This window comes from Streptomyces sp. HUAS CB01 (genome assembly GCF_030406905.1).
Taxonomy (GTDB): domain Bacteria; phylum Actinomycetota; class Actinomycetes; order Streptomycetales; family Streptomycetaceae; genus Streptomyces; species Streptomyces chengbuensis.
Map to the genome: position 1 here is coordinate 5135630 of NZ_CP129137.1, position 24135 is coordinate 5159764.

Annotated in this window: 22 protein-coding genes; 16 read left to right on the top strand and 6 right to left on the bottom strand. The window is 72.7% G+C overall.

Going from position 1 to position 24135, the window contains the following annotated elements; translation table 11 throughout:
• The first annotated feature begins 18 nt into the window (after positions 1–18).
• From QRN89_RS22825 to nudC, 3 genes are read left to right on the top strand one after another with little or no spacing between them, the layout of a single operon-like run.
• On the top strand, positions 19–4224 hold the full coding sequence (locus QRN89_RS22825) for an ATP-dependent helicase (protein ID WP_290351247.1): 4206 nt from the start codon (positions 19–21) through the stop codon (positions 4222–4224).
• Between the two features lie 10 nt (positions 4225–4234).
• Positions 4235–5656: a dipeptidase gene (locus QRN89_RS22830; RefSeq protein ID WP_290351248.1), complete on the top strand. Its 1422-nt coding sequence runs from the start codon at positions 4235–4237 to the stop codon at positions 5654–5656.
• Between the two features lie 56 nt (positions 5657–5712).
• Positions 5713–6660, top strand: a complete 948-nt coding sequence (gene nudC, locus QRN89_RS22835) for an NAD(+) diphosphatase (protein ID WP_290351249.1) — start codon at positions 5713–5715, stop codon at positions 6658–6660.
• 135 nt (positions 6661–6795) lie between these two features.
• Here the strand turns inward: nudC and QRN89_RS22840 are convergent, their stop codons facing one another.
• Positions 6796–7053: a mycoredoxin gene (locus QRN89_RS22840; RefSeq protein ID WP_290351250.1), complete on the bottom strand. Its 258-nt coding sequence runs from the start codon at positions 7051–7053 to the stop codon at positions 6796–6798.
• A gap of 166 nt (positions 7054–7219) precedes the next feature.
• Between QRN89_RS22840 and QRN89_RS22845 the strand changes: the two genes are divergently transcribed.
• The 5 genes from QRN89_RS22845 to QRN89_RS22865 all read left to right on the top strand — a co-directional run bounded on the left by QRN89_RS22845 (position 7220) and on the right by QRN89_RS22865 (position 11092).
• On the top strand, positions 7220–9394 hold the full coding sequence (locus tag QRN89_RS22845; protein WP_290351251.1) for an ATP-dependent DNA helicase UvrD2: 2175 nt from the start codon (positions 7220–7222) through the stop codon (positions 9392–9394).
• Positions 9395–9559: 165 nt separating this feature from the next.
• Positions 9560–9892, top strand: coding sequence for a hypothetical protein (locus QRN89_RS22850; RefSeq protein ID WP_290351252.1), 333 nt, complete (start codon positions 9560–9562; stop codon positions 9890–9892).
• A 170-nt stretch (positions 9893–10062) separates the two neighbouring features.
• A complete protein-coding gene (locus QRN89_RS22855) occupies positions 10063–10431 on the top strand; it encodes a WhiB family transcriptional regulator (protein ID WP_290351254.1) in 369 nt (122 codons plus the stop codon).
• Positions 10428–10754: a putative WhiB-interacting protein gene (locus QRN89_RS22860; protein ID WP_290351255.1), complete on the top strand. Its 327-nt coding sequence runs from the start codon at positions 10428–10430 to the stop codon at positions 10752–10754. The genes QRN89_RS22855 and QRN89_RS22860 overlap by 4 nt, the downstream gene beginning before the upstream one ends.
• A gap of 140 nt (positions 10755–10894) precedes the next feature.
• The gene (locus tag QRN89_RS22865) at positions 10895–11092 is read left to right on the top strand and encodes a hypothetical protein (protein WP_290351256.1); all 198 of its coding nucleotides are present in this window, start codon (positions 10895–10897) and stop codon (positions 11090–11092) included.
• A gap of 99 nt (positions 11093–11191) precedes the next feature.
• Here QRN89_RS22865 and QRN89_RS22870 read toward each other — a convergent pair whose 3' ends face one another.
• Both QRN89_RS22870 and QRN89_RS22875 read right to left on the bottom strand, forming a co-directional pair.
• The gene (locus QRN89_RS22870) at positions 11192–12607 is read right to left on the bottom strand and encodes an ABC1 kinase family protein (RefSeq protein WP_290351258.1); all 1416 of its coding nucleotides are present in this window, start codon (positions 12605–12607) and stop codon (positions 11192–11194) included.
• Positions 12600–13823 (bottom strand): TOMM precursor leader peptide-binding protein, encoded by a 1224-nt coding sequence (locus tag QRN89_RS22875; protein ID WP_290353822.1) that lies wholly within the window; start codon positions 13821–13823, stop codon positions 12600–12602. Before QRN89_RS22875 ends, QRN89_RS22870 begins: the two co-directional genes overlap by 8 nt.
• A gap of 272 nt (positions 13824–14095) precedes the next feature.
• Between QRN89_RS22875 and QRN89_RS22880 the strand changes: the two genes are divergently transcribed.
• From QRN89_RS22880 to QRN89_RS22895, 4 genes are all read left to right on the top strand, one after another.
• Positions 14096–14692 carry a M48 metallopeptidase family protein gene (locus QRN89_RS22880; protein ID WP_290351259.1) on the top strand — a complete coding sequence of 199 codons (597 nt, stop codon included), beginning with the start codon at positions 14096–14098 and terminating at the stop codon, positions 14690–14692.
• 111 nt (positions 14693–14803) lie between these two features.
• Complete coding sequence (locus QRN89_RS22885; protein ID WP_290351260.1) at positions 14804–16414, top strand: TerD family protein; 1611 nt, start codon at positions 14804–14806, stop codon at positions 16412–16414.
• 13 nt (positions 16415–16427) lie between these two features.
• Complete coding sequence (locus tag QRN89_RS22890; protein WP_290351261.1) at positions 16428–17108, top strand: AIM24 family protein; 681 nt, start codon at positions 16428–16430, stop codon at positions 17106–17108.
• A gap of 19 nt (positions 17109–17127) precedes the next feature.
• Positions 17128–17883 (top strand): AIM24 family protein, encoded by a 756-nt coding sequence (locus tag QRN89_RS22895; RefSeq protein WP_290351262.1) that lies wholly within the window; start codon positions 17128–17130, stop codon positions 17881–17883.
• A gap of 89 nt (positions 17884–17972) precedes the next feature.
• Here QRN89_RS22895 and QRN89_RS22900 read toward each other — a convergent pair whose 3' ends face one another.
• Both QRN89_RS22900 and QRN89_RS22905 read right to left on the bottom strand, forming a co-directional pair.
• Entirely contained in the window at positions 17973–18497 is a 525-nt protein-coding gene (locus tag QRN89_RS22900) for an NUDIX hydrolase (protein ID WP_290351263.1), read from the bottom strand.
• Positions 18494–19906 (bottom strand): zinc-dependent metalloprotease, encoded by a 1413-nt coding sequence (locus tag QRN89_RS22905; protein WP_290351264.1) that lies wholly within the window; start codon positions 19904–19906, stop codon positions 18494–18496. The genes QRN89_RS22900 and QRN89_RS22905 overlap by 4 nt, the downstream gene beginning before the upstream one ends.
• Before the next feature lie 221 nt (positions 19907–20127).
• Here QRN89_RS22905 and QRN89_RS22910 point away from each other — a divergent pair, with 221 nt between their 5' ends.
• The 4 genes from QRN89_RS22910 (at position 20128) to QRN89_RS22925 (ending at position 23408) form a co-directional block, all read left to right on the top strand.
• Positions 20128–21240: an SDR family oxidoreductase gene (locus tag QRN89_RS22910; RefSeq protein WP_290351265.1), complete on the top strand. Its 1113-nt coding sequence runs from the start codon at positions 20128–20130 to the stop codon at positions 21238–21240.
• 163 nt (positions 21241–21403) lie between these two features.
• Entirely contained in the window at positions 21404–21862 is a 459-nt protein-coding gene (locus tag QRN89_RS22915) for a molybdenum cofactor biosynthesis protein MoaE (protein WP_290351266.1), read from the top strand.
• Positions 21863–21998: 136 nt separating this feature from the next.
• On the top strand, positions 21999–22169 hold the full coding sequence (locus tag QRN89_RS22920) for a hypothetical protein (RefSeq protein WP_290351267.1): 171 nt from the start codon (positions 21999–22001) through the stop codon (positions 22167–22169).
• A gap of 150 nt (positions 22170–22319) precedes the next feature.
• The gene (locus QRN89_RS22925; RefSeq protein WP_290351268.1) at positions 22320–23408 is read left to right on the top strand and encodes a YlbL family protein; all 1089 of its coding nucleotides are present in this window, start codon (positions 22320–22322) and stop codon (positions 23406–23408) included.
• Positions 23409–23545: 137 nt separating this feature from the next.
• On the opposite strand, the gene QRN89_RS22930 is transcribed toward QRN89_RS22925, so the two are convergent.
• On the bottom strand, positions 23546–24103 hold the full coding sequence (locus tag QRN89_RS22930) for a PPA1309 family protein (protein ID WP_290351269.1): 558 nt from the start codon (positions 24101–24103) through the stop codon (positions 23546–23548).
• Positions 24104–24135 lie beyond the last annotated feature (32 nt).

Genomic DNA, 24135 nt, shown 5'->3' on the forward strand with positions numbered 1-24135 from the left:
GCCGTTAGCCTCTCTGGGGTGTCCGCACGCATCACCGATCCCGAGCAGCTCAAGGAGCTGCTCGGCATCCCGTTCACCCCGGAGCAGACGGCCTGCATCACCGCGCCGCCCGCGCCGCAGGTCATCGTGGCCGGGGCGGGGTCCGGGAAGACGACGGTGATGGCCGCCAGGGTGGTGTGGCTGGTGGGCACGGGCCAGGTCGCCCCCGAGCAGGTCCTCGGGCTGACCTTCACCAACAAGGCCGCGGGCGAGCTCGCCGAGCGCGTCCGCACGGCCCTCGTCCGGGCCGGGGTGACCGACCCGGACGTGATCGACCCGGACGATCCGCCGGGCGAACCCAGCATCTCGACGTACCACGCCTTCGCCGGACGGCTCCTCACGGACCACGGCCTCCGCATCGGTCTGGAGCCGACCTCCCGGCTGCTCGCCGACGCCACGCGCCACCAGCTCGCCGCACGCGTGCTGCGCGAGGCCCCGGGCCCCTACCCCGCGCTGACCAGGTCCTTCCCCACCCTCGTCAGCGACCTGCTCGCGCTCGACGCGGAACTGGCCGAGCACCTCGTTGCCCCGGAGGCACTCCGCGCGCACGACTCCGCGCTCCTGAGCGAACTGGAGAGCGTCAAGCTCGGCAACGCGGACCTGCGCAAGGTCCCCGAGGCGGCGGCCGCCCGCCGGGAGCTGCTCGACCTCGTCGTGCGCTACCGCGAGGCCAAGCGCTCCCGGGACCTCCTCGACTTCGGCGACCAGATCGCCCTGTCCGCACGGCTCGCGCTCACCCGCCCCGAGGTCGGCCGCATCCTGCGGGACGAGTTCCGGGTGGTCCTGCTGGACGAGTACCAGGACACGTCCGTGGCCCAGCGCCTGCTGCTCGCGGGCCTGTTCGGCAGGGGTGCCGCCCCAGACGGCCCGCCCGGCGAGGGCGCGGGCCATCCCGTGACCGCGGTGGGCGACCCCTGCCAGGCGATCTACGGCTGGCGCGGTGCGTCCGTCGCCAACCTCGACGACTTCCCCGAGCACTTCCCGTACGCCGACGGCCGCCCCGCCACCCGCTTCTCCCTGAGCGAGAACCGACGCAGCGGCGGCCGGCTCCTCGACCTCGCGAACGGCCTCGCCGAGCCGCTGCGCGCCCGCCACGAGGGCGTCGAGGCGCTGCGGCCCGCGCCCGGGGCGGAGCGGGACGGCTCCGTGCGGGTCGCCCTTCTGTCCACCCACGCCGAGGAGATCGACTGGCTCGCCGACTCGATCGCCCATCTCGTCCGCACGGGCAAGGAGCCGGGCGAGATCGCGGTGCTGTGCCGCACGGCGGGGGACTTCGCGGCGATCCAGGGCGCGCTCGTCGCCCGGGACGTCCCCGTGGAGGTCGTCGGCCTCTCCGGTCTGCTGCACCTGCCGGAGGTCGCCGACCTGGTCGCGGTGTGCGAGGTGCTCCAGGATCCGGGCGCGAACGCCTCGCTCGTCCGGCTCCTCACCGGGCCGCGCTGGCGCATCGGCGCCCGCGACCTGGCCCTGCTCGGGCGCCGGGCCCGCCTGCTGGTCCACCGTTCCGGCGACGACGGCGGCGCGGACGCCGACCAGCGGCTCGCCGCCGCCGTCGAGGGCACCGACCCGGCCGAGGTGGTCTCGCTCGCCGACGCCCTCGACACCTTCCTGGAACAGGCCGGACCGGACGACGGCCTGCCGTTCTCCGCCGAGGCCCGGGTGCGGTTCGCCCGCCTCGCCACCGAACTGCGCGACCTGCGGCGCTCCCTGGCCGACCCGCTGATGGACGTCCTCCACCGCGTTCTGGCCACCACCGGCCTGGACGTGGAACTCTCCGCCTCGCCCCACGCCCTGGCCGCCCGCCGCCGTGAGACCCTCGCGGGCTTCCTCGACGTCGCGGCGTCCTTCGCCTCGCTCGACGGCGAGGCGACGCTGCTGGCCTTCCTCGGCTTCCTGCGGACGGCCGAGCAGTACGAGAAGGGCCTCGACAACGCGCTGCCCGGCGGCGAGAACACCGTGAAGGTGCTCACCGCCCACAAGTCCAAGGGGCTGGAGTGGGACGTCGTCGCGGTCCCCGGGCTGGTCGCCGACCAGTTCCCCAGCACCCGCTCCCGTGAGTCCTGGACCTCCCAGGCCAAGGTCCTGCCCCATGCGCTGCGCGGCGACGCCGCGACCCTGCCGGGCGTCACCGCCTGGGACGCGAAGGGCCTCAAGGCCTACAAGGAGGAGATGAAGGAGCACCAGCACACGGAGGAACTCCGGCTGGGCTATGTGACGTTCACCCGCCCTCGGTCTTTGCTCCTCGGCTCGGCCCACTGGTGGGGCCCGACCCAGAAGCGCCGTCGCGGCCCGTCAGCGTTCCTGGAGGCGCTGTACGACCACTGCGCCGCGGGCTTCGGCGAGATCGAGGCGTGGGCCGAGGAACCGGAGGAGGACGCAGAGAACCCGGCGCTCCGCGCCGCGACGGCGGAGCAGGCGTGGCCGCTTCCGCTGGATCCCACGGCGACCGCGCGCCGCCGGGCGGCCGCGGACACGGTGCTGGCCCATCTGGCGCTGATGACCGGCACCGGCACCGGCGCCATGGCGGGTCCGGGCCGGCCCCCGGCCGTGCTCGACGACGGGCCTCCGGGATCGCCCGGACGCCACGGGTTCGACCTCTTCGACTTCGAGGGCACTGCGCCGGCCGGAGCCACCGGCGCCCTCCCTGACGACCCGTCCGACGAGGACCTCTGGCCCGAGGACCTCACGGAACCCGACGACGAACCGTGGCCGGACGAGCCGTGGCCCGGTGAGGACGGCGAGGACGGCGAGGACGCCGGCGTCGTGCCCGACGAGGACGACAGGGCCGCCGGCCTGCTCGGCGCGGACCTCGCACTCCCCGGAGCCCCGGGGCGCATCGCGCCCGCCGGGGCGCCCGGAGAGCCCCACGAGCCTTCGGCCCCCGAATCCGGAAGGCCCGCGTCCGGCGCGCCCGGAGCCCCCGGCGACCCCGCGTCCGGCGACCACGAGTCGGAAAGGCCCGCGTCCGGCGCGCCCGGAGCCCCCGGCGACCCCGCGTCCGGCGACCACGAGTCGGAAAGGCCCGCATCCGACGAGTCGGCGGCCCCCGGCGCCCCCGCAGCCCCCGGCTCCGCCGCCCCCGTTCCCGGGGCGCCCGGAGAGCCCCATGAGCCTTCGGCTCCCGCGCCCGGCGGGCTCACGCCCGGCGGGCTCACGCCCGGCGGGCTCACGCCCGGCGGGCTCACGCCCGGCGGGCTCACGCCCGGCGGGCTCACGCCCGGCGGGCTCACGCCCGGCGGGCTCACGCCCGGCGGGCTCGCCCCCGGCGCCCCGTACGACGGCGACGACCCCACCGCCCGCCCCCGTTCCCTGCCCCACCCCCGGCTGCCCGCTCAGCGTGCCGAGCCCCTCACGCCCGAGGACGCCCGCGTCATCGCCTCCTGGGACCGCGATCTCGAAGCGCTCACCGGCGAGCTCCGCCGGGCCCGCGCATCCGTGCGCGAGGTCCCCCTGCCGGCGTCGCTGTCGGCGTCGCAGTTGCTGCGGCTGGCCGCCGACCCTGACGGCTTCGCCCGGGAACTGGCGCGTCCCATGCCCCGTCCGCCCCAGCGCGCCGCCCGTCGGGGCACCCGCTTCCACGCCTGGGTGGAGGCGCGCTTCGAGGAACTGCCGCTGCCGATGCTCGGGCCGGACGAACTGCCCGGCGGCGACCCGGACGACGCCGTCATCGAGGACGAGCGCGAGCTCGCCGCGCTCAAGGAGGCGTTCGAGCGCACGCCGTACGCCGACCGTGTCCCGTACCGGCTGGAGGCCCCCGTACAGGTCAGCCTGGCGGGCAGGGTCATCCGGGGCCGGATCGACGCCGTGTACCGCGACGGGACGACGGGTGCCTTCGAGATCGTGGACTGGAAGACCGGCCGCGGCCGCGACGCCGATCCGCTCCAGCTCGCCGTCTACCGCCTCGCCTGGGCCGAGCAGCACGGCCTCCCGCCCGAGTCCGTCGGCGCGGCGTTCGTCCATGTCCGCACCGGAGAGGTCGTCCGTCCCACCGCGCTGCCCGACAGGGCCGGCCTCGAGCGGATCCTCCTGGACGACCGCCCGGCGTCCGGCGGGGCCCCGTCCGGCGACGGTCCCGCCCGCGGGGGCCCGTCCGATGCTCCGCGCGGAGACCCCCCGCCCGACGGCACCGGGCCCCGGTCCGTCCCCGACCGGGCGGTCGGCGGGACCGCCCCCGGCGCCGGATAGGCTCGAGGCCATGAGCGACACCCCGGACAACGCCGTCCGTACGTACATAGCGCAGCACCGCGAGGCCTTCCTCGGCGACCTCGCCGAGTGGCTGCGCATCCCGTCCGTCTCCGCGCAGCCGGAGCACGACAAGGACGTACGGCGCAGCGCGGAGTGGCTGGCGGCGAAGCTCACCGGGACCGGGTTCCCGACCGCCGAGGTCTGGGAGGTCCCCCTGGCCGCGCCGGGCGCGCCCCAAGGCGCTCCGGCTGTCTTCGCCGAATGGCCGTCCGACGATCCGGACGCCCCCACGGTGCTCGTCTACGGCCACCACGACGTGCAGCCCGCCGCCCGTGAGGACGGCTGGGACACCGATCCGTTCGATCCGGTCGTCAGGGACGGCCGGATGTACGGCCGAGGCGCCGCCGACGACAAGGGGCAGGTCCTCTTCCACACCCTCGGCGTACGCGCCCACCTCGCCGCCACCGGCCGCACGAGCCCGGCCGTCCACCTCAAGCTCCTCGTCGAGGGCGAGGAGGAGTCCGGCTCCCCGCACTTCCGCGCCCTGGTCGAGCAGCACCGGGACCGGCTCGCGGCCGACGTCGTGATCGTCTCCGACACGGGCATGTGGTCGGAGACGACGCCCACCGTGTGCACCGGCATGCGCGGCCTCGCCGACTGCGAGATCGCCCTGCACGGACCGGACCAGGACATCCACTCGGGTTCCTTCGGCGGCGCCGTGCCCAACCCGGCCACCGTCGCCGCCCGGATCGTCGCGGCGCTGCACGACGAGGACGAGCGGGTGGCGATTCCGGGTTTCTACGACGGTGTCCGCGAGCTGACCGCGACCGAGCGCGAACTCCTCGCCGAGCTGCCGTTCGACGAAGCAGAGTGGCTGCGCACGGCCAAGTCGTACGGGACGCTCGGCGAGGCCGGCCACACCACCCTGGAACGCATCTGGACCCGTCCGACCGCCGAGGTCAACGGCATCGGCGGCGGCTACCAGGGCCCCGGCGGGAAGACGATCATTCCGGCCTCGGCCCGGCTGAAGCTCTCCTTCCGGCTGGTCGCCGGCCAGGACCCGGACCGGGTGGAGGACGCGGTCCGCGCCTGGATCGCGTCCCGGGTGCCCGCCGGAATCCGCCACGAGATCGCGTTCGGTGCGGCGACCCGGCCGTGCCTCACGCCCCTCGACCACCCCGCCCTGCAGGCGCTCGCCCGCTCGATGAGCCGCGCCTTCGACGGGCAGAAGATCCGCTTCACGCGGGAGGGCGGCTCGGGACCCGCCGCCGACCTCCAGGACGTGCTCGGCGCGCCGGTGCTGTTCCTGGGTATCTCCGTACCGTCCGACGGCTGGCACGCGCCCAACGAGAAGGTCGAGCTGGCACTGCTGCTGAAGGGCGTCGAAACCGCCGCGTACCTGTGGGGCGACCTGGCCGGCGCCCTCCACTGACAGACAACCGGTCATCCGCAGAAAACCGGTCACATCCGGGGGAGTGGGAAGCACCTGTGAGCACCTTCGATCACATCGCCGACGGCCGTCCCATCGGCCTCACCGCGCCCAGCGGCATCGACCGCGCCGCGCACCACCGACTCGACGAGGCATGGCTGGCGGCGGCGTGGAGCCACCCGGCGACACGCGTGTTCGTCGTCTCCGGCGGGCAGGTGCTGATCGACGACACCCCCGACGGCCGTACCGAACTGGTGACGACCCCGGCCTTCGAGGCACCCCCCACCGAGACCCACCGGTACTTCCTCGGCACCGACGAGGACGGCGTCAGCTACTTCGCCCTGCAGAAGGACTCCCTCCCGGGCCGTATGGACCAGTCCGCCCGCCCCGCGGGGCTGCGCGAGGCCGGTCTGCTGCTGTCGCCCAGGGACGCGGGGCTGATGGTCCACGCGGTGGCCCTGGAGAACTGGCAGCGGCTCCACCGCTTCTGCTCCCGCTGCGGCGAACGGACCGTCATCGCGGCCGCCGGGCACATCCGCCGCTGCCCGGCCTGCGGCGCCGAGCACTACCCGCGCACCGACCCCGCAGTGATCATGCTCGTCACCGACGAGGAGGACCGCGCGCTGCTCGGCCGCCAGGTCCACTGGCCGGAGGGCCGCTTCTCCACCCTCGCCGGCTTCGTCGAGCCCGGTGAGTCCATCGAGCAGTCGGTGATCCGCGAGGTCCACGAGGAGGCCGGCGTCACCGTCGGCGACGTCGAGTACGTCGCCAGCCAGCCGTGGCCCTTCCCGTACAGCCTGATGCTCGGCTTCATGGCCCGCGCCACCTCGTCCGAGATCTGCGTGGACGGCGAGGAGATCCACGAGGCCCGCTGGTTCTCCCGGGAGGACCTGTGCGCCGCGTTCGAGTCCGGGGAGGTCCTTCCCCCGTACGGCATCTCGATCGCCTCCCGGCTGATCGAGCTCTGGTACGGCAAGCCCCTGCCGAAGCCGGGCTCCCCCGCCTGAGGCGCTTCGCCTTCCGCGCCCTCCGCAGCGGACGCGGAAGGCGAACCGGAGCGCACGAGGCGGCCGCGCTCCGGTACGACGACGCCCCCTCCGGGTTCTCACCCGAGGGGGCGCGGTCGGTGCGGGCCCGGTGCGTCAGCTCGCGAGAGCCTGCTTCACCTGGGCCAGGCTGGGGTTCGTCATGACGATGTTCTCGCCGCCGTTCGGCGGCACCACGAGGACGGTCGGGACGGTCTGGTTGCCGTTGTTCGCCTTCTCGACGAACGCGGCCGACTGCGGGTCCTCCTCGATGTTGATCTCGACGTACGAGATCCCCTCACGGTCCAGCTGGCTCTTCAGCCGCCGGCAGTAGCCGCACCAGGTGGTGCTGTACATCGTCAGAGTTCCCTGCATGTCCTTCTCCCGCTCCTCTGGGCCGGTGGGGATGGCTGCCCCACGGGGGGGTTTCCGGGAGGTGAACGCACGCGACCCCGCCACCATTCCCGTACCGGTACGACCGATCCCCTCCCCCTGTGGACAACCGTCCCGGTGATCTCGCGGGACCTGGCAGCATGGCGGGGTGACAGCAGCAACGCACTCCTCCCTCTTCCCTCAGGTCCCCGAGTCCGCGGACGCGGTGCTCGACGGGCTCGACCCCGAGCAGCGGGCGGTCGCGACCGCCCTGAGCGGCCCGGTGTGCGTCCTGGCCGGCGCCGGCACGGGCAAGACGCGTGCGATCACCCATCGCATCGCCTACGGAGTGCGCGCCGGGATACTCCAGCCGGCGAGCGTGCTGGCCGTCACGTTCACCAACCGTGCCGCGGGGGAGATGCGCGGACGGCTGCGGCAGCTCGGCGCGGGCGGCGTCCAGGCCCGCACGTTCCACTCGGCGGCCCTGCGGCAGCTCCAGTACTTCTGGCCGAAAGCAGTCGGCGGGGAGGTTCCGAGGCTGCTGGAGCGCAAGATCCAGCTCGTCGCCGAGGCTGCCGCCCGCTGCCGGATCCGGCTCGACCGCAATGAGCTCAGGGACGTGACCAGCGAGATCGAATGGGCCAAGGTCACCCAGACCGTCCCCGCCGACTATCCCGCCGCCGTCGCCAAGTCCCTCAGGGACGCGCCGCGCGACCCCGCGGAGATCGGCCAGATCTATGCGCTGTACGAGCAGCTGAAGCGCGACCGCTCGGTGATCGACTTCGAGGACGTGCTGCTGCTCACCGTCGGCATCCTCCAGGACCGCCACGACATCGCCGACCAGATCCGCCGCCAGTACCAGCACTTCGTGGTGGACGAGTACCAGGACGTGTCGCCGCTCCAGCAGCGGCTGCTGGAGCTGTGGCTCGGCGACCGGGACAGCCTGTGCGTCGTCGGTGACGCCAGCCAGACGATCTACTCCTTCACCGGAGCCACCCCGGACCATCTGCTGAACTTCCGCACGCGTCACCCCCAGGCGACGGTGGTCAAGCTGGTGCGCGACTACCGGTCGACCCCCCAGGTCGTCCACCTGGCCAACGGTCTGCTCGGACAGGCGCGCGGCCGCGCCGCCGAGCACCGGCTGGAACTGGTCTCGCAGCGCGATCCCGGCCCGGAGCCGTCCTACACGGAGTACGGGGACGAGCCCGCCGAGGCCGAGGGCACCGCCCGCCGGATCCGCGACCTGATCGCCGCGGGCGTCCCGGCCGGCGAGATCGCCGTGCTGTTCCGGGTCAACGCCCAGTCCGAGGTCTACGAGCAGGCCCTCGCCGACGCGGGCGTGCCCTACCAGCTGCGCGGCGCGGAGCGGTTCTTCGAGCGTGCCGAGGTCCGGGAGGCCGGTGTCGCGCTGCGGGGAGCGGCCCGCGCCGGGGGGAACGACGCCCTGCTGGACGACGCGGAGGACCTGCCCTCGCAGGTCCGGGCCGTGCTGTCCACCAAGGGCTGGACCACCGAGCCCCCCGCCGGGTCGGGTGCGGTGCGCGACCGCTGGGAGTCGCTGGCCGCCCTCGTCCGGCTGGCCGAGGACTTCGCCCGGGTCCGGCCCGGGGCCGGACTGGCCGATCTCGTCGCCGAGCTCGACGAGCGCGCCGCCGCCCAGCACGCCCCGACCGTCCAGGGCGTCACCCTGGCCTCCCTGCACTCGGCCAAGGGCCTGGAGTGGGACGCCGTCTTCCTGGTCGGGCTCACCGAGGGGATGATGCCGATCACGTACGCCAAGACGGACGAGCAGGTCGAGGAGGAGCGCCGGCTCCTCTATGTCGGCGTCACCCGCGCCCGGCTCCATCTGTCGCTCTCCTGGGCGCTCTCCCGCTCGCCCGGCGGCCGCGCGTCCCGCCGCCCCACCCGCTTCCTGAACGGGCTCAGGCCCGGCTCCGCGGCCCCAGGCACCCGAACGGCCGGTGGCGCCGGAGGAATCGAGCGAGGCGCCGGAGGCCGCCGGAAGCGACGCGGTCCGGTGCTGTGCCGGGTGTGCGGCAAGACGCTCACCGACGCCGGTGAGATGAAGCTGATGCGCTGTGAGGACTGCCCGTCCGACATGGACGAGGCGCTGTACGAGCGTCTGCGCGAGTGGCGCTCGGAGCAGGCCAGGGAGCTGGGCCAGCCGGCGTACTGCGTCTTCACCGACAAGACCCTCATGGCGATCGCCGAGACCGTGCCCGGCACCGAGGGGGAGCTCGCCGGGATCTCGGGGGTCGGCGGACGCAAGCTCGACCGCTTCGGCGCCGATGTCCTGGCCATTTGCGCAGGCCAGGAGGTCGGCGGAAGCGCTGAGGACGACTGATGCAAACTCGTCGAGAAAATGGTTTGCGCGCGCGCCGGTCGTCCCCATAGGTTCTTAACCACGGGAACGGCGGCTTCTCCGAAGCCCTGTTGCCGTGCTGTACTTATCCGAATACGCGTGATCGGCCCCGGCCGGTCCCCGAGACGCCGAGAGGAGGCGATTCCAGTGATCAGCATCAACACCAGCTTCATCCGCACGACCGTCGAAATGACCGATCGCTCGGTCGTCTCCGCCTGCTCGCTCGGCCTCTCCGGTTCGGCGTTCATTGGCACCGGTCTGTCCGGCTTCGCGGCCGCCCGTCCGGTCGCCCCCGGCGCGGGTCTGCCCGTCCGGGAGCGCAATGAGCGACCGACCAAGGCACTGGAAGCAGGAGTAGTGGCGGCAGAGGCCCAGGCCTATGCCCTCGCGGCGGCCAGTGCCGGAACCCAGAAGCAGACGACGCAGCACCACACGATGTGGGCCTTCCGTGGGCTCGAACCCTGGAGTGATCCAGCCTGATCCAGCATCAGGCCGGCGCCTTCAGGGCCGCGGAACCCCACCCGGGATCCGCGGCCCTTCTGTTTTCCCCGATGAGGAAACAGAGCGAAGGGGCCTCGGGACCAGCAAGACCCGGTACCAGCCGAAGCCCGGTCCACCGACCGGAACGAACAGACGAGGAAAACACCACCGTGCAACTCGAAGCGCACGCCCCGTCCGTACCGCCTTCCCAAACGATCCCCCCGCCCGGTCTCACGGAGGACTCCACCTTGACCCCCCTCACCGCGCTCACCGCGCTCGACGACGCCATCGAGAACCTCGGCGTACCCGTCCCCTGCCGTTCCTACGACCCGGAGGTCTTCTTCGCCGAGTCGCCCGCGGACGTCGAGTACGCCAAGTCCCTCTGCCGTACCTGCCCGCTGGTCGAGGCCTGCCTCGCCGGTGCCAAGGAGCGGCGTGAGCCGTGGGGTGTCTGGGGCGGAGAGCTCTTCGTCCAGGGTGTGGTCGTCGCCCGCAAGCGGCCGCGTGGCCGCCCGCGCAAGAACCCGGTCGCGGCATGAACGCGCACCCAGGCACCGTCGACCGTCCCCTCACGCACGACCCCCAGAAGCAGGCCCCGATGACCTCTTCCACCAGCGAGCCGTCCGGCTCCGCGACCTCAGACGTCACCACCATCGGCGCGAACGCCTCGCGTCAGAACAGGACCCGTGAAATGCAACTCATCCCAGAAGCCCTGGCCCGTGCGCATATGCACGAGCGCCTGCGGGAAGCCGACGCGGAGCGCCGGGCCCAGCGCCTGGCGACCGCTCGGCGGATGCAGCGGCGTGCCGAGCGCGCGTCCCTGCGCGCCCGCCGCGCGCTGGCCATGGCCGTCATGCAGTAACCAGGCCGTCAGGCCGCCGTCCGACGACGCCGGCCCGGCCGTCCGCACTCATCAGCGCCTCTCGCGGGGGCCGGTCCGAGGGACCGGCCCCCGCGGTGCGTTGCCCTCTCCCGCACGCCCTACGGGGTTATCGTCACGTGGTGGACGAACAGACTCATCACCCTGCGCAGCCGGGTGCCGAGAACGTCGTGTGTTCCCGGTGCGGCGCGGTCGCCGACGGCACTCCTCCCACCTGGACCTGCTCCGTCGAGAACGGGCGGCGGCACTACTTCTGCGAGGAGTGCGCACGCGCCAATATCAGGGCCATCGAGGGGCGGCTCGACTCGTCCTGGTGGTGAACGCCCCTCCGGCCGGGCGCCGTGCTCCCGGCCGGACGCCCACGCCCCCGGCCGACCGGAGGCCGGGGGGCGTGCCGCGTCCGACCGGACGGGAAAGGGTCAGGCCTCCGCCACCATGCCGCCGGCCACGGCCTCCGCGTCGGCCTCGGTGTCGATGCCGCTCTCGGCGCCCGCCAGGAAACCGGGCAGCCAGGACTCCAGTTCGTCCCGCAGCCGCACGGTCGCGTTCAGCTGGCACAGCACGCCTATCGTGCTCAACGTCACACGATGGATCAGCAGATAGGCCGGCGGCAGATTGAGCTGTTTGCCCAACTGGTGCGCGGGAGAACGGGGATCGGCTATCCGTGCCGCCTGGGTCCGCATCCAGCCGCGGGAGAAGGTGAACCGGTCCGCATCCGCGGGTTCGATGATCGGCAGCAGATACTCCAGCACCGCGTCCGGGTCGAGGTCGATCGACTCCTTGACGAAGCCCTCCTCGCACAGGACCCCGTAGACCGCCTCGGCCTCTCCCTCCAGCGTCATCCGGAGCGAGTCGCCGATGGTCCTGGGCAGTCCGCCGGGCAGCCGGTCCACCGTGCCGAAGTCCAGCACACCGAGCCGCCATTCGGCCGGATCCCCTTCGCCCTCCGCCGCATCGGCGGCGGGCAGCAGCCGGAAGTTCCCGGGGTGCGGGTCGGCGTGCAGCAGGCCCGTCCGGGCGGGGCCGGAGAACAGGAAGCGGGCCAGCAGCTGGCCGGCACGGTCGCGCTGCTCCTGCGTACCGCCGCTGATCACCTCTGCCAGCGGTGTCCCGTCGATCCACTCGGTGACCAGCACCTGGTCGGCCTGGTGCACCACATCGGGCACCACCACGTCGGGGTCGCCCGCGAACTCCGCCGCGTGCTCCCGCTGGGCCTGGGCCTCCAACTCGTAGTCCAGCTCCTCCGAGACCCGGTCGTGGAGCTCGGCGATCAGCGGCTTGATGTCCATGCCCGGGATGAGCGGCCCCAGCAGCCTGGCGAAGCGGCTCAACTGGGACAGGTCCGAGAGCAGCGCCTCGCCCGCTCCCGGGTACTGGACCTTCACCGCGACCTCGCGCCCGTCGTGCCAGACCGCGCGGTGGACCTGGCCGATGGACGCGGCGGCCGCCGGTTTGTCCTCGAACTCCAGGAAGAGCTCGCGCCAGTCCTCGCCCAGCCGCTCCGCAAGCGCCTCGTGGACCGTGCGCGTCGGCATCGGGGGCGCGGCGTCCTGAAGCTTCGTCAGTGCGGCCCGGTAGGGCCCGGCCACCTCCTCGGGCAGGGCCGACTCGAAGACGGACAGCGCCTGCCCGAACTTCATCGCACCGCCCTTCAGCTCGCCGAGCACCTTGAACAACTGCTCCGCCGTGCGCTGTTGCAGCTCTCGCGCCACGATCTCCGCTGACTTGCCGCCGATCCGCTTGCCCAGCCCCCATGTGGCACGGCCGGCGAAGCTCAGTGGCAGAGCGGCCAACTTGGCCGTACGGGTGACCGCCTTCCGGGGAAGATCAGACATGCGCCCCTCCAATTCCCAGCTGCCGTGCCGAGTCCGCCATCTGGCACTGCTCCGTCGACGCTGATACCCGGGTCATTGTGTCGTGCGGCGTTCCCGCCCCCGAGGCGCGCTCCCCCTCAGTCTGCCCAGCGGCCCCGCAGGGGCAGTCCGGATGGGCCCGGATCTGCCGCGATCGCCACTCGAGCAGCGGCATCGACAGTTCCCAGCGCGCCCCAGTGCCGGCGGGCAGTTCACCGTCCAGGAACGACAGGGCGTGCGAGGCGGCCAAGCCGGCGACCGTCGTGGCGAGCCCGAGGTCGCACGGCCCCGGGCCCGAAACCCGGTGGCGGGGGGTCCGCCACTGGGCCGTCATTCTCGGCCACACCGGATCCCGGTCGGCCCGCCGCAGCGCCAGACAGTTCGCGCACGCCGAGCCCCCGGGCAGCACCAGAGGACCCACCACGCCGGACGCCTCGACAACACCCGCGTACAGATGGGGAGTCCCGGTGGTCATCCAGTCCTCGGCGGTCCCCGGATCCGGCACGTACGCCGCGAGGCCGTCGCGCGGCGCGACGATCACCAAGGAGAGCGGAGGGGGCTCCGGTGGTCCGCCCTCGGGCCGACGCGGCGTTCGCCGCGCCCTGCTCGGGGCGGACCGGCGCACGAGCTGCTGCGCGACCACGGACCTGCGCTCACCCACGGCCTCCGCGGGCACCCCGCCCGGCGCCACGTCCCACGGCTCCACGCGCCCTCCGTCGAGCACCTCCACCTGACCCACCCCGGAGGCGGACAGCACGGCCGCCAGCGTCGCACCGACCCGGCCCGCGCCCCGCACCTGTACCCGCATCGCGCCGCGGGCGGCCAACCGGGCCGCCCCGCCGCCCGGTTCGGGATGGACCACCGACAGCGACGCCAGGTCGGGGCGCAGCCGTTCGTACGCTGCCGTCCGTTTCCGCAGCGCGGCCGCCGTCGGCCCGCCGCCCGTCACGTCGTCCACCAGGCCCGCCTCCGCCAGCCGCTCCAGCAACGCGTCGACATGGCCGTCGGGCAGTCCTATGGCCCGGGCCTCCTGGCGCAGCCGGGGCAGCCCCCGCGTACCGTCGAACAGCGACAGCAGGCTGCCGGTCGCCGTGTCGACCGGCCCCATCACCACGGCATGCGCCGCCGTCACCCCGAACTGCACATAACGCAGGTCCCGCCATGCCTGCCGAAGCGCAGGCTTCACCACCGGATGCATCATCCGCCCCCGTTCGTACACCGTTCCGTCCGCGCTCGGTTCACGCTCCGTACGCGTTCCGCCCGTTCACCGGTCCCACCGGCACCGAATCCGGCGAGCCCTTTCCGTACGGCATCAGAATGCCCGTCATCGCCGGCCGGCGGAAAAAGTTGTCCACAGGTGTGGGGCATTAGTCGTTCAAATGGTGCTCCCTGTTCCGTGGATCAAGCCCGCGCCCGTCCCGGGGCCGCCCGGGGCGGGACTTCCCCTGCTCCAGCGGGTAACGTCGGGGCGTGTCCGCCGACCGACCGCTCCGCACCCGGAGTCAGCAGCGCAGCACGACCGCCCAGCCGTCCCACCACTCCGCGACGAGCGCGGTCGAGGTCCGCCGCAGTGCCAGGCGCCGCAGAACGGTCTCCGCGTACCGGGACGGCGACCGCACCGTGGTGCTCATCCCGGCCCGGATGTCCGAGGCGGAGGAGCAGCGCTGGGTGACGGTGATGCTGGACAAGCTCGCGGCCCAGGAGAGCAGGCGGACACTCGGCGACGGGGAACTGGCGGAACGCGCGCGGCGGCTGTCCGAGCAGTACCTGGACGGGCGCGCCAGGCCGGCGTCGGTGCGCTGGGTGACCAACCAGAACACCCGCTGGGGTTCCTGCACCCCCGCCGAGGGCAGCATCCGTCTGTCGCACCGGCTGAAGGGCATGCCGGAGTACGTCGTGGACTACGTGCTCCTCCACGAGCTCGCCCACCTCCTGGTCCCGGGCCACGGGCCCCGCTTCTGGCGGCTCCTGGAGCCCTACCCGCGCACCGAGCGCGCCCGCGGCTACCTCGAGGGCGTGGTCGCCGCGGACCGACTGCCCCATCTGCCGGCCGCCCGCGCCGAGTGAGTTTCACCGATCCTGTACCGAATGCGTCCCGGCTTGGCTCAATGTCGCCGCAAGCCGTTAGCCTGGCGCGACGCAATCGCATTTCGTCGGGATGGGGGACGGTCGTTACGCATGGCCAGGGAATTCCAACGCGGCCACAAGGCCAAGATCAGTGATCTGACACCGGGGACCGATCTGTACGTGGGTGTGCAGATCTCCGCTCCCGGGCTGACCTTCGACATCAGCTGCTTCGGTCTCGACGCCAACGAGCAGCTCTCGGACGACCGCTATTTCATCTTCTTCAATCAGCCGAAATCGCCCGAGGAGTCCGTCCAGCTGCTCGGTGCGCAGGCCGGCGACACGGAGTCGTTCCGCGTCACGCTGGACCGGGTTCCGGCACACATCCACAAGCTGTCGTTCACCGCGACCATCGACGGCGCCGGTCAGATGTCGCAGATCGGCCCCGGCTACATCCGGATCGTCGCGGGCGGCGAGGAAGTCGTCCGCTACGCCTTCACCGGCTCGGAGTTCTCCACCGAACGTGCCGTGATGCTGGGCGACTTCTACCTCAAGGACGTCTGGCGGTTCGCCGCCGTCGGCCAGGGGTTCGACGGCGGCCTCGACGCGCTGCTGAAGAACTTCGGCGGTGAGGTGGCCGAGGAGGAGCCCGCTCCGCAGCAGCCGCAGCAGGGTGTGCCCGGGTTCGCCCCGCCGGCCGCCCCGGCCGTCCCTGCGCCCGCCCCCTCGTTCGGCGTTCCCGCGGCGCCCCCGGCCCCGCAGGCTCCTCAGGCGCCCCAGCCGGCTCCCGCGTTCGGCGCGCCTGCGGCGGCCCCCGCCCCCGCCCCGCAGATGCACGCGGCGCCCACGATCGCGGCCCCGATGACGCCTCCCGCCGGCACGGTGCCGCCCCAGGCGCCGCCGTCGCCGTACGGACAGCCGCAGCAGCCGCAGTTCGGGCAGGTCCCGGGTCAGCCGCCGGGGCAGGTGCCCGCGGCGCCGGCCCCCTACGGCCAGCAGCCCGCCCCGTACGGCGGTCCCGGGGCGGCGCCGCAGGGTGTTCCCCAGGGCGCCCCGCAGGCCGGCGCCGGCCTCCAGGCGGCCCTCCAGCCGTACAAGGAGCTGCCCACCGGCCAGCGGTGGACCCCGCAGAACCAGCAGCTCATGCGGGTCGACCTGGCCATGGGCGGCACGCCCGTGCTCGCCCGCCAGGGCAGCATGGTGATGTACCAGGGCAAGGTCGACTTCGGCTACAAGGGCGCCGGCTTCTCCGGCCGGATCGTCGGCAACGCCACGGGCCAGGAGATGCAGCTGATGCGCTGCAGCGGCCGCGGTCAGGTCTTCCTCGCCGAGGGCGGCGCGCATCTGCACCCCGTCGAGCTCCAGGGGGACGCGATCTGCGTCTCCGCGGAGAACGTGCTCGCCTTCGACGAGTCGCTGCAGCACGAGGTCCGCCGTATCGAGGGGCACGGCATTCCCGGCGGTGCGCTGTTCACGATGCAGTTCCAGGGCACCGGCACGGTCGTCGTCAAGACCCACGGCATCCCGGTGGTGCTCCCGGTGACGCCCACCACGTTCGCCGACTCCAACGCCGTGGTGGCCTGGTCGGCGGCCTCCCAGGTGATCCTCTCCAGCCAGGTGCGACTGCGCCGCAACGCCTACCCGGGCCACAGCGGAGAGACCGTGAACCTCCAGTTCCGGGGCGCCCCCGGCAACTTCATCGTCGTCCAGCCCTACGAGGTCTGAGGGAGCCCGGAGAATGAACCAGCAACTCGCGGGCTTTGCCCCGACGCCCGTGGTGGCCCGGATGGAGAACCACGGCCGCACGATGCTCAAGGTCGCCATGGCCTCGGGCCAGGACCTGTACGCACGTGCCGGTTCGATGGTCGCCTACGAGGGCTTCGTCCAGTACGAGCCGAACCCGCCCGCCGTCCGGCAGATCGCCGGCCAGTGGGTCACCGGCGAGGGCGCGCCCATCATGAAGTGCTCTGGTGACGGGCTCCTCTACCTGGCCGACTACGGCGCCGACGTCGTGGTCATCAACCTCAACAACGACTCGATCTCGGTCAACGGCACCAATCTGCTCGCCTTCGACGCCCATCTGCAGTGGGGCGTCGAGCGGGTCAAGGGCCTCGCCAAGTTCGCCGGCCAGGGGCTGTGGAACGTCACGGTCGCGGGCACCGGATGGGTCGCGCTCACCTCGCGCGGCACACCGATCGTCGTCGACTGCGGCCGCGGCGAGGACGAGACCTACGTCGACCCGGACGCCCTGGTCGCCTGGTCGCCGAACCTGAAGGTGAAGGGCAAGCGCAGCTTCAAGGCCTCCTCCCTCATCGGGCGGGGCAGTGGAGAGGCCTACCAGATGGCCTTCTCGGGCCAGGGCATCGTCGTCGTACAGCCGAGTGAGGACAGCACCGACCGCCTGCGCGTCCGGGGCTGAGGGGGAGCGAGAACACACCATGCAGAGCCCGCTTTTCAGCCACGCGGAACAGCAGTCCCAGGAGCGCTACGTCGTGCAGAACCCGCAGCTCCTGCGGGTCGCGCTCACCGGCCACGACGACGTCCTCGCCCGCAAGGGCGCGATGGTCGCCTACCAGGGACTGATCGACTTCGACGGCGAGTACCAGTCGAGGAGCCAGCGCAACGCCCGTGCGCGCACCGGCGAGGGCCTCGACCTGATGCGCTGCTCGGGGCAGGGGACGGTCTACTTCGCCAACCTCGCGCAGTACGTCCACGTGGTGGACGTGGACCAGGACGGCATGACGGTCGACAGCGCCTACGTGCTGGCGCTGGACTCCGCGCTGCACACGGAGGTCATCGCCGTGGACAGCCAGTACGGCATCTCCGGCTCCGGGAAGTACCAGCTCAACATCTCGGGCCGGGGCAAGGTCGCGCTGATGACCTCGGGGCAGCCGCTGATGATGCAGGTCACCCCGGACAAGTACGTCAACGTGGACGCGGACGCGATCGTCGCCTGGTCCTCCTCGCTGCGGGTGCAGATGCAGGCGCAGACCCACTCCACCGGGGTCTGGCGGCGCCGGGGCAACACGGGAGAGGGCTGGGAGCTCAGCTTCCTCGGGCAGGGGTTCGCCCTCGTCCAGCCCAGTGAGGTCCTGCCGCCGCAGAACGCCCAGATCGGGCAGGGCGCACGGGCCCAGTTCGGCATGGGCCAGCACGGATCCCACAGCCAGAACCAGAACAACGTCTGGAACTGAGCACCCGACGAAAGGTCAGGGGCCGTCCGCGACTGCGGACCGCCCCTGGCCGTGCGGGCATGTCGTCGAGGCCCGGTCCGGGGTCCTCGTCAGAGCCGGGCGCGGGTCCGCTCCAGCAGACGCACGACTGACGCGTCGGCGACCTCCGCCACCTCCGCATAGCCGAACCACCGCAGATCGAGCGACTCGTCGCTGATCGCCGGGGCCGCGTCCGGCGCCGCCAGCGCGGCGTACTGCACATCCAGGTGCCAGTGGCACGGCGCCGGGATCGCATGCCGGTCCAGCGTCACGGGACCGCCCGGCAGCAGCGTCAGCCCGGCGATGCCCGACTCCTCGGTCGCCTCGCGCAGCGCCGCGTCCGCGAGTGCGGCGTCACCGGGCTCGCAGTGGCCGCCCATCTGCAGCCACATGCCCAGCTTCCTGTGCAGGGTCAGCAGCACCCGCTCGCGCGCCGGGTCCACCACCAGCGCGCTGGCCGTGAGATGCCCGGCCTCGCACGCCTTCCACATGCCGTCGGGATGGTCCGCCAGATGGTCCAGATACGTCCGGCGAAGCTCTTCCTGCCCGCCGTCGTAGTCCTTGAGGACGCGGACCGCGTCGTCGTACAGGCTCACTTGTCGGTGTCGTCCCCGTCCCGGCCCTCGGCCGCCTCGCCGAGCATCTTGTCCAGCTCCGAGAAGTCGAGCTGCTCCCGGTGGACGAACCCGTCCGGGTCGTCGAGGTCCGTGGCCGTCGGCAGCATGTCCGGGTGGGCCCAGAGGCCGTCGCGGCCGTCCATGCCGCGCGCGTCGGTGAGCGACGCCCACAGCCGGGAGGCGTCGCGCAGCCGGCGCGGACGCAGCTGGAGACCGATGAGCGTGGCGAACGTCTGCTCGGCGGGACCTCCCGAGGCACGGCGCCGGCGAAGGGTCTCGCGCAGGGCGCCCGCCGACGTCAGCCTGTTCTTGGCCGCGTCGTGCACCACGGCGTCCACCCAGCCCTCGACCAGGGCGAGCGCGGTCTCCAGACGGGCCAGCGCGGCCTTCTGCTCGGGGGTCTCCTCCGGCTGGAACATGCCCTGCTGGAGCGCCTCCTGGATCTGCTCGGGGTGCGCGGGGTCGAACTGCCCCACCACGTCCTCGAGCTTGGACGTGTCGACCTTGATGCCGCGGGCGTACCCCTCGACCGCGCCGAACAGATGCGAGCGCAGCCACGGGACATGCGCGAAGAGCCGCTGGTGGGCGGCCTCGCGCAGCGCCAGGTACAGCCGGATCTCGTCCTTGGGGACGCCGAGGTCCTTGCCGAACGCCTCGATGTTCAGCGGAAGGAGCGCGGCCTTCCCGGCCGGTCCCAGCGGCAGCCCGACGTCCGTCGAACCGACGACCTCGCCCGCCAGCACGCCGATGGCCTGGCCGATCTGCTGGCCGAACATCGCGCCGCCCATGGAGCGCATCATGCCGATCAGCGGGCCCGCCATCGCCTGCATCTCCTCGGGCAGCACATCGCCCATGGCGACGCCCACGCGCTCGGCCACGGGATCGACGAGCTGCTGCCACGCCGGCAGGGTCGCCTCGACCCACTCCGCACGGCTCCACGCCACGGCGGTGCCGGCACCCGAGGGCAGGGACGTCGCGCCGTCGAGCCACAGGTCGGCGAGGCGCACGGCCTCCTGGACCGCGGCGCGCTCGGCGGGGCCGACGCTGGAGTCCTTCGTGCCGTCCTGAGTGCCCTGGGAGACCGTCTGGCGGGCGATCTGCTTCGCCATGTCCCAGTTCACCGGACCGCCCTCGTAGCTCAGCATCTGGCCGAGCTGCTGGAAGGCCGCACCGAGGTCGGTCGGGTTCAGCGAGCCGAACATCGCGGCGAACGGATTGTCCCCGCCGCCCGGTGCGCCCGGGAAACCGAACCCGCCGAAGGGGCTGGCCGGGCCGCCCTGGCCGCCGCCGGAGCCCTGCCCACCTCCGGCGGGGTCCTTCTTCTTGCCCTCGTCGCCGTTCTCCGGCTCCTCCGGCGGAAGGCCGAATCCGAATGGGGTGTCACTCACGGGTTTCCTCGGCTCGTAGGGCCGCCGGCTTCCTGCCGGCGGCGAATGCCCGACTACACCACCAGCCTAAGCGGCGCCCGGCAGGCGGCGGAGGCGTCGACATGTGAAGCCGGACATGGGCTGGATGCTCCACTGGCTCATGGCCTGCGGCAGGATGGACGCCACCTCCTACGTACACGTCTGTCCGCGCACGTACTGAAGACAACCGCTGGAGACACCCGGTGAGTTCCCCAGATCCGCAGGTTCGCGCAACGCGAAACCCCTCGACCCCGGTCTCGGGGCGCGGCCCCGTGGTCGCGGTGACCGGCGCCGCCTCCGGCATCGGTGACCTGCTGACCAGGCGCCTTGTCGCGTCGGACGACATCGGCCGGGTCATCGCGGTCGACGAGCGCCGGGGCGACGTGCCCGAGGCGCACTGGCACGTCCTGGACGTGCGCGACCCGGCCATCGCCGAGCGGTTCCGCGGCGCCGACGTCGTCGTGCACCTGGCGCTCGACCTGGACCTCGAGACGGACTCCGCGGCCCGTACCGCGTACAACGTACGCGGGACCCAGACCGTGCTCACCGCCGCCGCGGCCGCGGGTGTCCACAGGGTCGTGCTCTGCACCTCCGCGATGGTCTACGGGGCGCAGCCCGAGAACGACGTCCCGCTCTCGGAGGACGCGGAGCTGCGCGCGACGGCGGAGGCCACCGGCGTCGGCGACCTGCTGGAGATCGAGCGCCTGGGCCGCCGGGCCCCTCGTGCCCACCCCGGCCTCAATGTGACGGTCGCCAGGCCCGCCGTGCTGGTCGGCGGTACCGACACGGCCCTCACGCGCTACTTCGAGTCGCCGAGGCTGCTCGTCGTCGCGGGCTCCCGCCCGACCTGGCAGTTCTGCCATGTCGAGGACCTGGTGAGCGCGCTGGAGTACGCCGCTCTGGAGAAGGTCGACGGGGAGTTCGCCGTCGGCTGCGACGGCTGGCTGGAGCAGGAGGAGGTCGAGGAGCTCAGCGGCATCCGGCGCATGGAACTGCCCTCGGCGGTGGCGCTCGGCGCGGCCGCGCGGCTGCACCGCATCGGCCTCACCCCCTCGCCGGCGGGCGATCTCGCCTACACCATGCATCCGTGGGTCGTCAGCGTCGGCAGGCTGCACGACGCGGGCTGGCGGCCCCGGTGGACCAACGAGGAGGTGCTCGCCGCGTTGCTCGAGGAGGTCCAGGGCCGGCACACCGTCGCGGGCCGCCGCCTCGGCCGCAAGGACGCCACCGCGGCGGCGGGCGCGGCGGGTGCGACCGTGGCCCTGCTCGGCACGGCGGCCCTCGTGCGCCGTGCCCGCAAGCGCCGCGGGCTCTAGAGGCCCCGGCTCGCGTCGCGGAGAGGGAGCACGGTCCGGGGCAGGTCTCGTCCCGTCGTCCCGTCCGGGGCGTCTCCTTCTGTAGGAGGCTCCAATCCCTTGTGCCGCCGCCCGGGCGAATGCGCTATTCCGCGATGTCAGCGCCGTGCGGCACGATGGCTCCATGGGACGCACGAACGATCACCCGGGCGAGCAGGCGGCGCAGGACCCGATCCGGCTGCTCGCGATCAGGGACACCCCGCTCTCCGTCGACGAGGTGTTCCGCGCCGTGGGCGATGCGGCCGCCGGCGGCACGGCGCTCTTCGTGGGCACCGTGCGCAACCACGACGGCGGCGCGGACGTCGACGCGCTCGGCTATTCGTGCCACCCCACCGCCGAGGTCGAGATGCGCCGCATCGCCGAGAAGGTCGTCGCCGCGTACCCTGTCCGCGCCCTGGCGGCCGTCCATCGCGTCGGCGACCTGGAGGTCGGGGACCTGGCCGTGGTCGCCGCCGTCTCGTGCCCGCACCGGGGGGAGGCGTTCGAGGCGTGCCGGAAGCTGATCGACGACCTCAAGCACGACGTGCCGATCTGGAAGCACCAGCAGTTCTCGGACGGCACGGAGGAGTGGGTCGGCGCGTAACCGCGCCGTTCAGCGGCCCCGGGCCCGATTTGCGTAACCGCCCCCCCGGCACCAGCGTTGAAGCGGCAAATGGTTAATCTGCTGATCGGTCAGCTGCACGAGCAGCTGTTCCAGCTCATGGGGTAGGGAGGTCGTGATGGCGGCACTCGCTTGGTTGCTGATTCCGCTTTTCGCTGCCATCGGCGCGGCGATATGGGGAAGCTGGGCATCGAGGAACCGGACCACCGGCGATGTCGCGGAACTCGCGGGCTACGCCCGGTTCCGCGACGCCATGGAGAGGTCCCACTCCGGGACGGACGCCGCCTGACGCGGCCGACCGGTCCGGAGGACGCCCGCCGGACCGCCACCGGCACCCCCTTCGCGAGCCCGCGGCGAGCCGCACGGAGCACCCGGCCGGGATCCCCGTACGGCCCGGCCCGACGGGTGCACTGACGGACCAGTCCCGTACTGTCGTTCCATGCCACGCCGCACAGCGACGATGCTCGCCTCCACCCTCGTCCTCATCGTGCTGCTCTGCGTGGGCGTGTTCATCACTCCGCCGTACTCGGAGATGACGCCCGGGCCCACGGTGAACACCCTCGGCGACGCCGGCGGCGAGCCCGTTCTCCAGATCTCCGGCCGCAAGACCTATCCGACCTCCGGCCACCTCAACATGACGACGGTCCGGGTCACGGGCGCGGACTACCGGATGAACCTGGCGGAGGTCGTGTACGGCTGGCTGGCGCACGACAACGTCGTGGTGCCGCACGAGACGCTCTACCCGGACGGCAAGACCGAGGAGCAGTCGAACCAGGAGAACGCGGAGGAGTTCAGCCAGTCCCAGGAGAGCGCCAAGGTCGCGGCCCTGCGCGAACTGGGGATCCCGGTGAAGTCCCGGGTCGTCGTCTCCTCGATCCGCAAGGACAGCCCGGCGCAGGGCGCCCTGCACGCGGGCGATGTGATCAAGGCCGTCGACGGCACGCCGGTGAAGAAGCCGGACGACGTCTCCAAGGCCGTGGTCAAGCACCAGCCCGGTGACAAGGTGACCTTCACGATCGTCCCGGCCAAGGAGGCGGCCGCGGCGGAGAAGGCCGGCAAGGAGCCGACGGGGTCCCAGGACGTGCAGGTCGGAACGGTGCGGTCCGAGCAGGCCAAGCGGACCATCGTCGGCATCACGGCCGGTACGGACCACACCTTCCCGTTCGCCATCGACATCAAGCTGGCCGACGTGGGCGGCCCCAGCGCGGGGCTGATGTTCGCGCTCGGCATCGTCGACAAGCTCACCCCCGCGGATCTCACGGGGGGCAGGTTCGTCGCCGGTACGGGCACGATCGACGACCAGGGCACGGTCGGTCCCATCGGCGGCATCGAGATGAAACTGGTCGGCGCGCGGAACGCGGGGGCGCAGTACTTCCTGACGCCCAGCGACAACTGCGCCGCCGCGGCCTCCGACATCCCCGAGGGCCTCACGCTGGTCAGGGTGAAGAACATCGCCGACGCGACGAAGTCCCTGGAGAAGATCCGCAGCGGGAAGACCGCCGATCTGCCCAGCTGCTCCAAGGGCTGAGAGGAGCCCCGGGAGGGGACGGCGTCCGTAGGGAGCGAGCCCGTGGGGCCCGGGGCTCCCGCGAGGCGCGGAGAGGCCTCCCCCGAGGGACCTGGCCGAGGGGCGTGCCGCGACCGCCGCACGCCCCCTGCGCGCTGCTACGCCTCGAACGTGGCCGAGAGGGCGTCCGCCAGCCCCGGCACCAGGTCGGCGCCGGTGAGCACCTCGGTCGCGGAGTCCTTCTCCCGCAGCCGCAGGGCCGACTCACGGGCGCCGTCCCGCAGCACCGCCACCGTCATGCGGACCTCCTGGCGGTCCGGATGCGAGGCCACCCAGTCGGCCAGACCCGCCTCGTCGAGGCCCTCCGGGACGGAGGTCTCCGCGGACGGCGGCAGCATCAGCCGCTCCACGGTGAGGGCACACCCCGCCACGGCGTCGGGCCAGGCGATCGTTCCGAGGAACTCGTCCAGCGGGGTGCCGGAGGGGATCTCGTCCTGCTCGACGGGGGTCAGCGGCGCGGCCGCCTCCCCGTCGTCGAGACCGAGCTGGGTGGCGAGACCCGGCTCCTGGGCGCGCAGCTGCGCGGTGTCGACGAGGGCGAAGAGCCTGGCCGGCTGGTCCCAGCCGAGGCCGGACGCGTACTCGTCGATTTCGAGCACCGCGCGGGTGAGCGGACTCGCGGCCATCGGAGGGCCGCCGGGGGAAACGTTGGACATGGTCAATATCCTGCCTCCTTCGGCCCCGGAGT

Bases quoted from the DNA above. Each gene is read 5' to 3' on its own strand.
- QRN89_RS22870 (WP_290351258.1), bottom strand. From the start codon at position 12,607: ATGTCTGATCTTCCCCGGAAGGCGGTCACCCGTACGGCCAAGTTGGCC.
- QRN89_RS22925 (WP_290351268.1), top strand. From the start codon at position 22,320: ATGCCACGCCGCACAGCGACGATGCTCGCCTCCACCCTCGTCCTCATC.
- QRN89_RS22885 (WP_290351260.1), top strand. From the start codon at position 14,804: ATGGCCAGGGAATTCCAACGCGGCCACAAGGCCAAGATCAGTGATCTG.
- QRN89_RS22895 (WP_290351262.1), top strand. From the start codon at position 17,128: ATGCAGAGCCCGCTTTTCAGCCACGCGGAACAGCAGTCCCAGGAGCGC.
- QRN89_RS22830 (WP_290351248.1), top strand. From the start codon at position 4,235: ATGAGCGACACCCCGGACAACGCCGTCCGTACGTACATAGCGCAGCAC.
- QRN89_RS22915 (WP_290351266.1), top strand. From the start codon at position 21,404: ATGGGACGCACGAACGATCACCCGGGCGAGCAGGCGGCGCAGGACCCG.
- QRN89_RS22875 (WP_290353822.1), bottom strand. From the start codon at position 13,823: ATGCATCCGGTGGTGAAGCCTGCGCTTCGGCAGGCATGGCGGGACCTG.
- QRN89_RS22840 (WP_290351250.1), bottom strand. From the start codon at position 7,053: ATGCAGGGAACTCTGACGATGTACAGCACCACCTGGTGCGGCTACTGC.
- QRN89_RS22930 (WP_290351269.1), bottom strand. From the start codon at position 24,103: ATGTCCAACGTTTCCCCCGGCGGCCCTCCGATGGCCGCGAGTCCGCTC.
- QRN89_RS22860 (WP_290351255.1), top strand. From the start codon at position 10,428: ATGAACGCGCACCCAGGCACCGTCGACCGTCCCCTCACGCACGACCCC.
- QRN89_RS22920 (WP_290351267.1), top strand. From the start codon at position 21,999: ATGGCGGCACTCGCTTGGTTGCTGATTCCGCTTTTCGCTGCCATCGGC.
- QRN89_RS22890 (WP_290351261.1), top strand. From the start codon at position 16,428: ATGAACCAGCAACTCGCGGGCTTTGCCCCGACGCCCGTGGTGGCCCGG.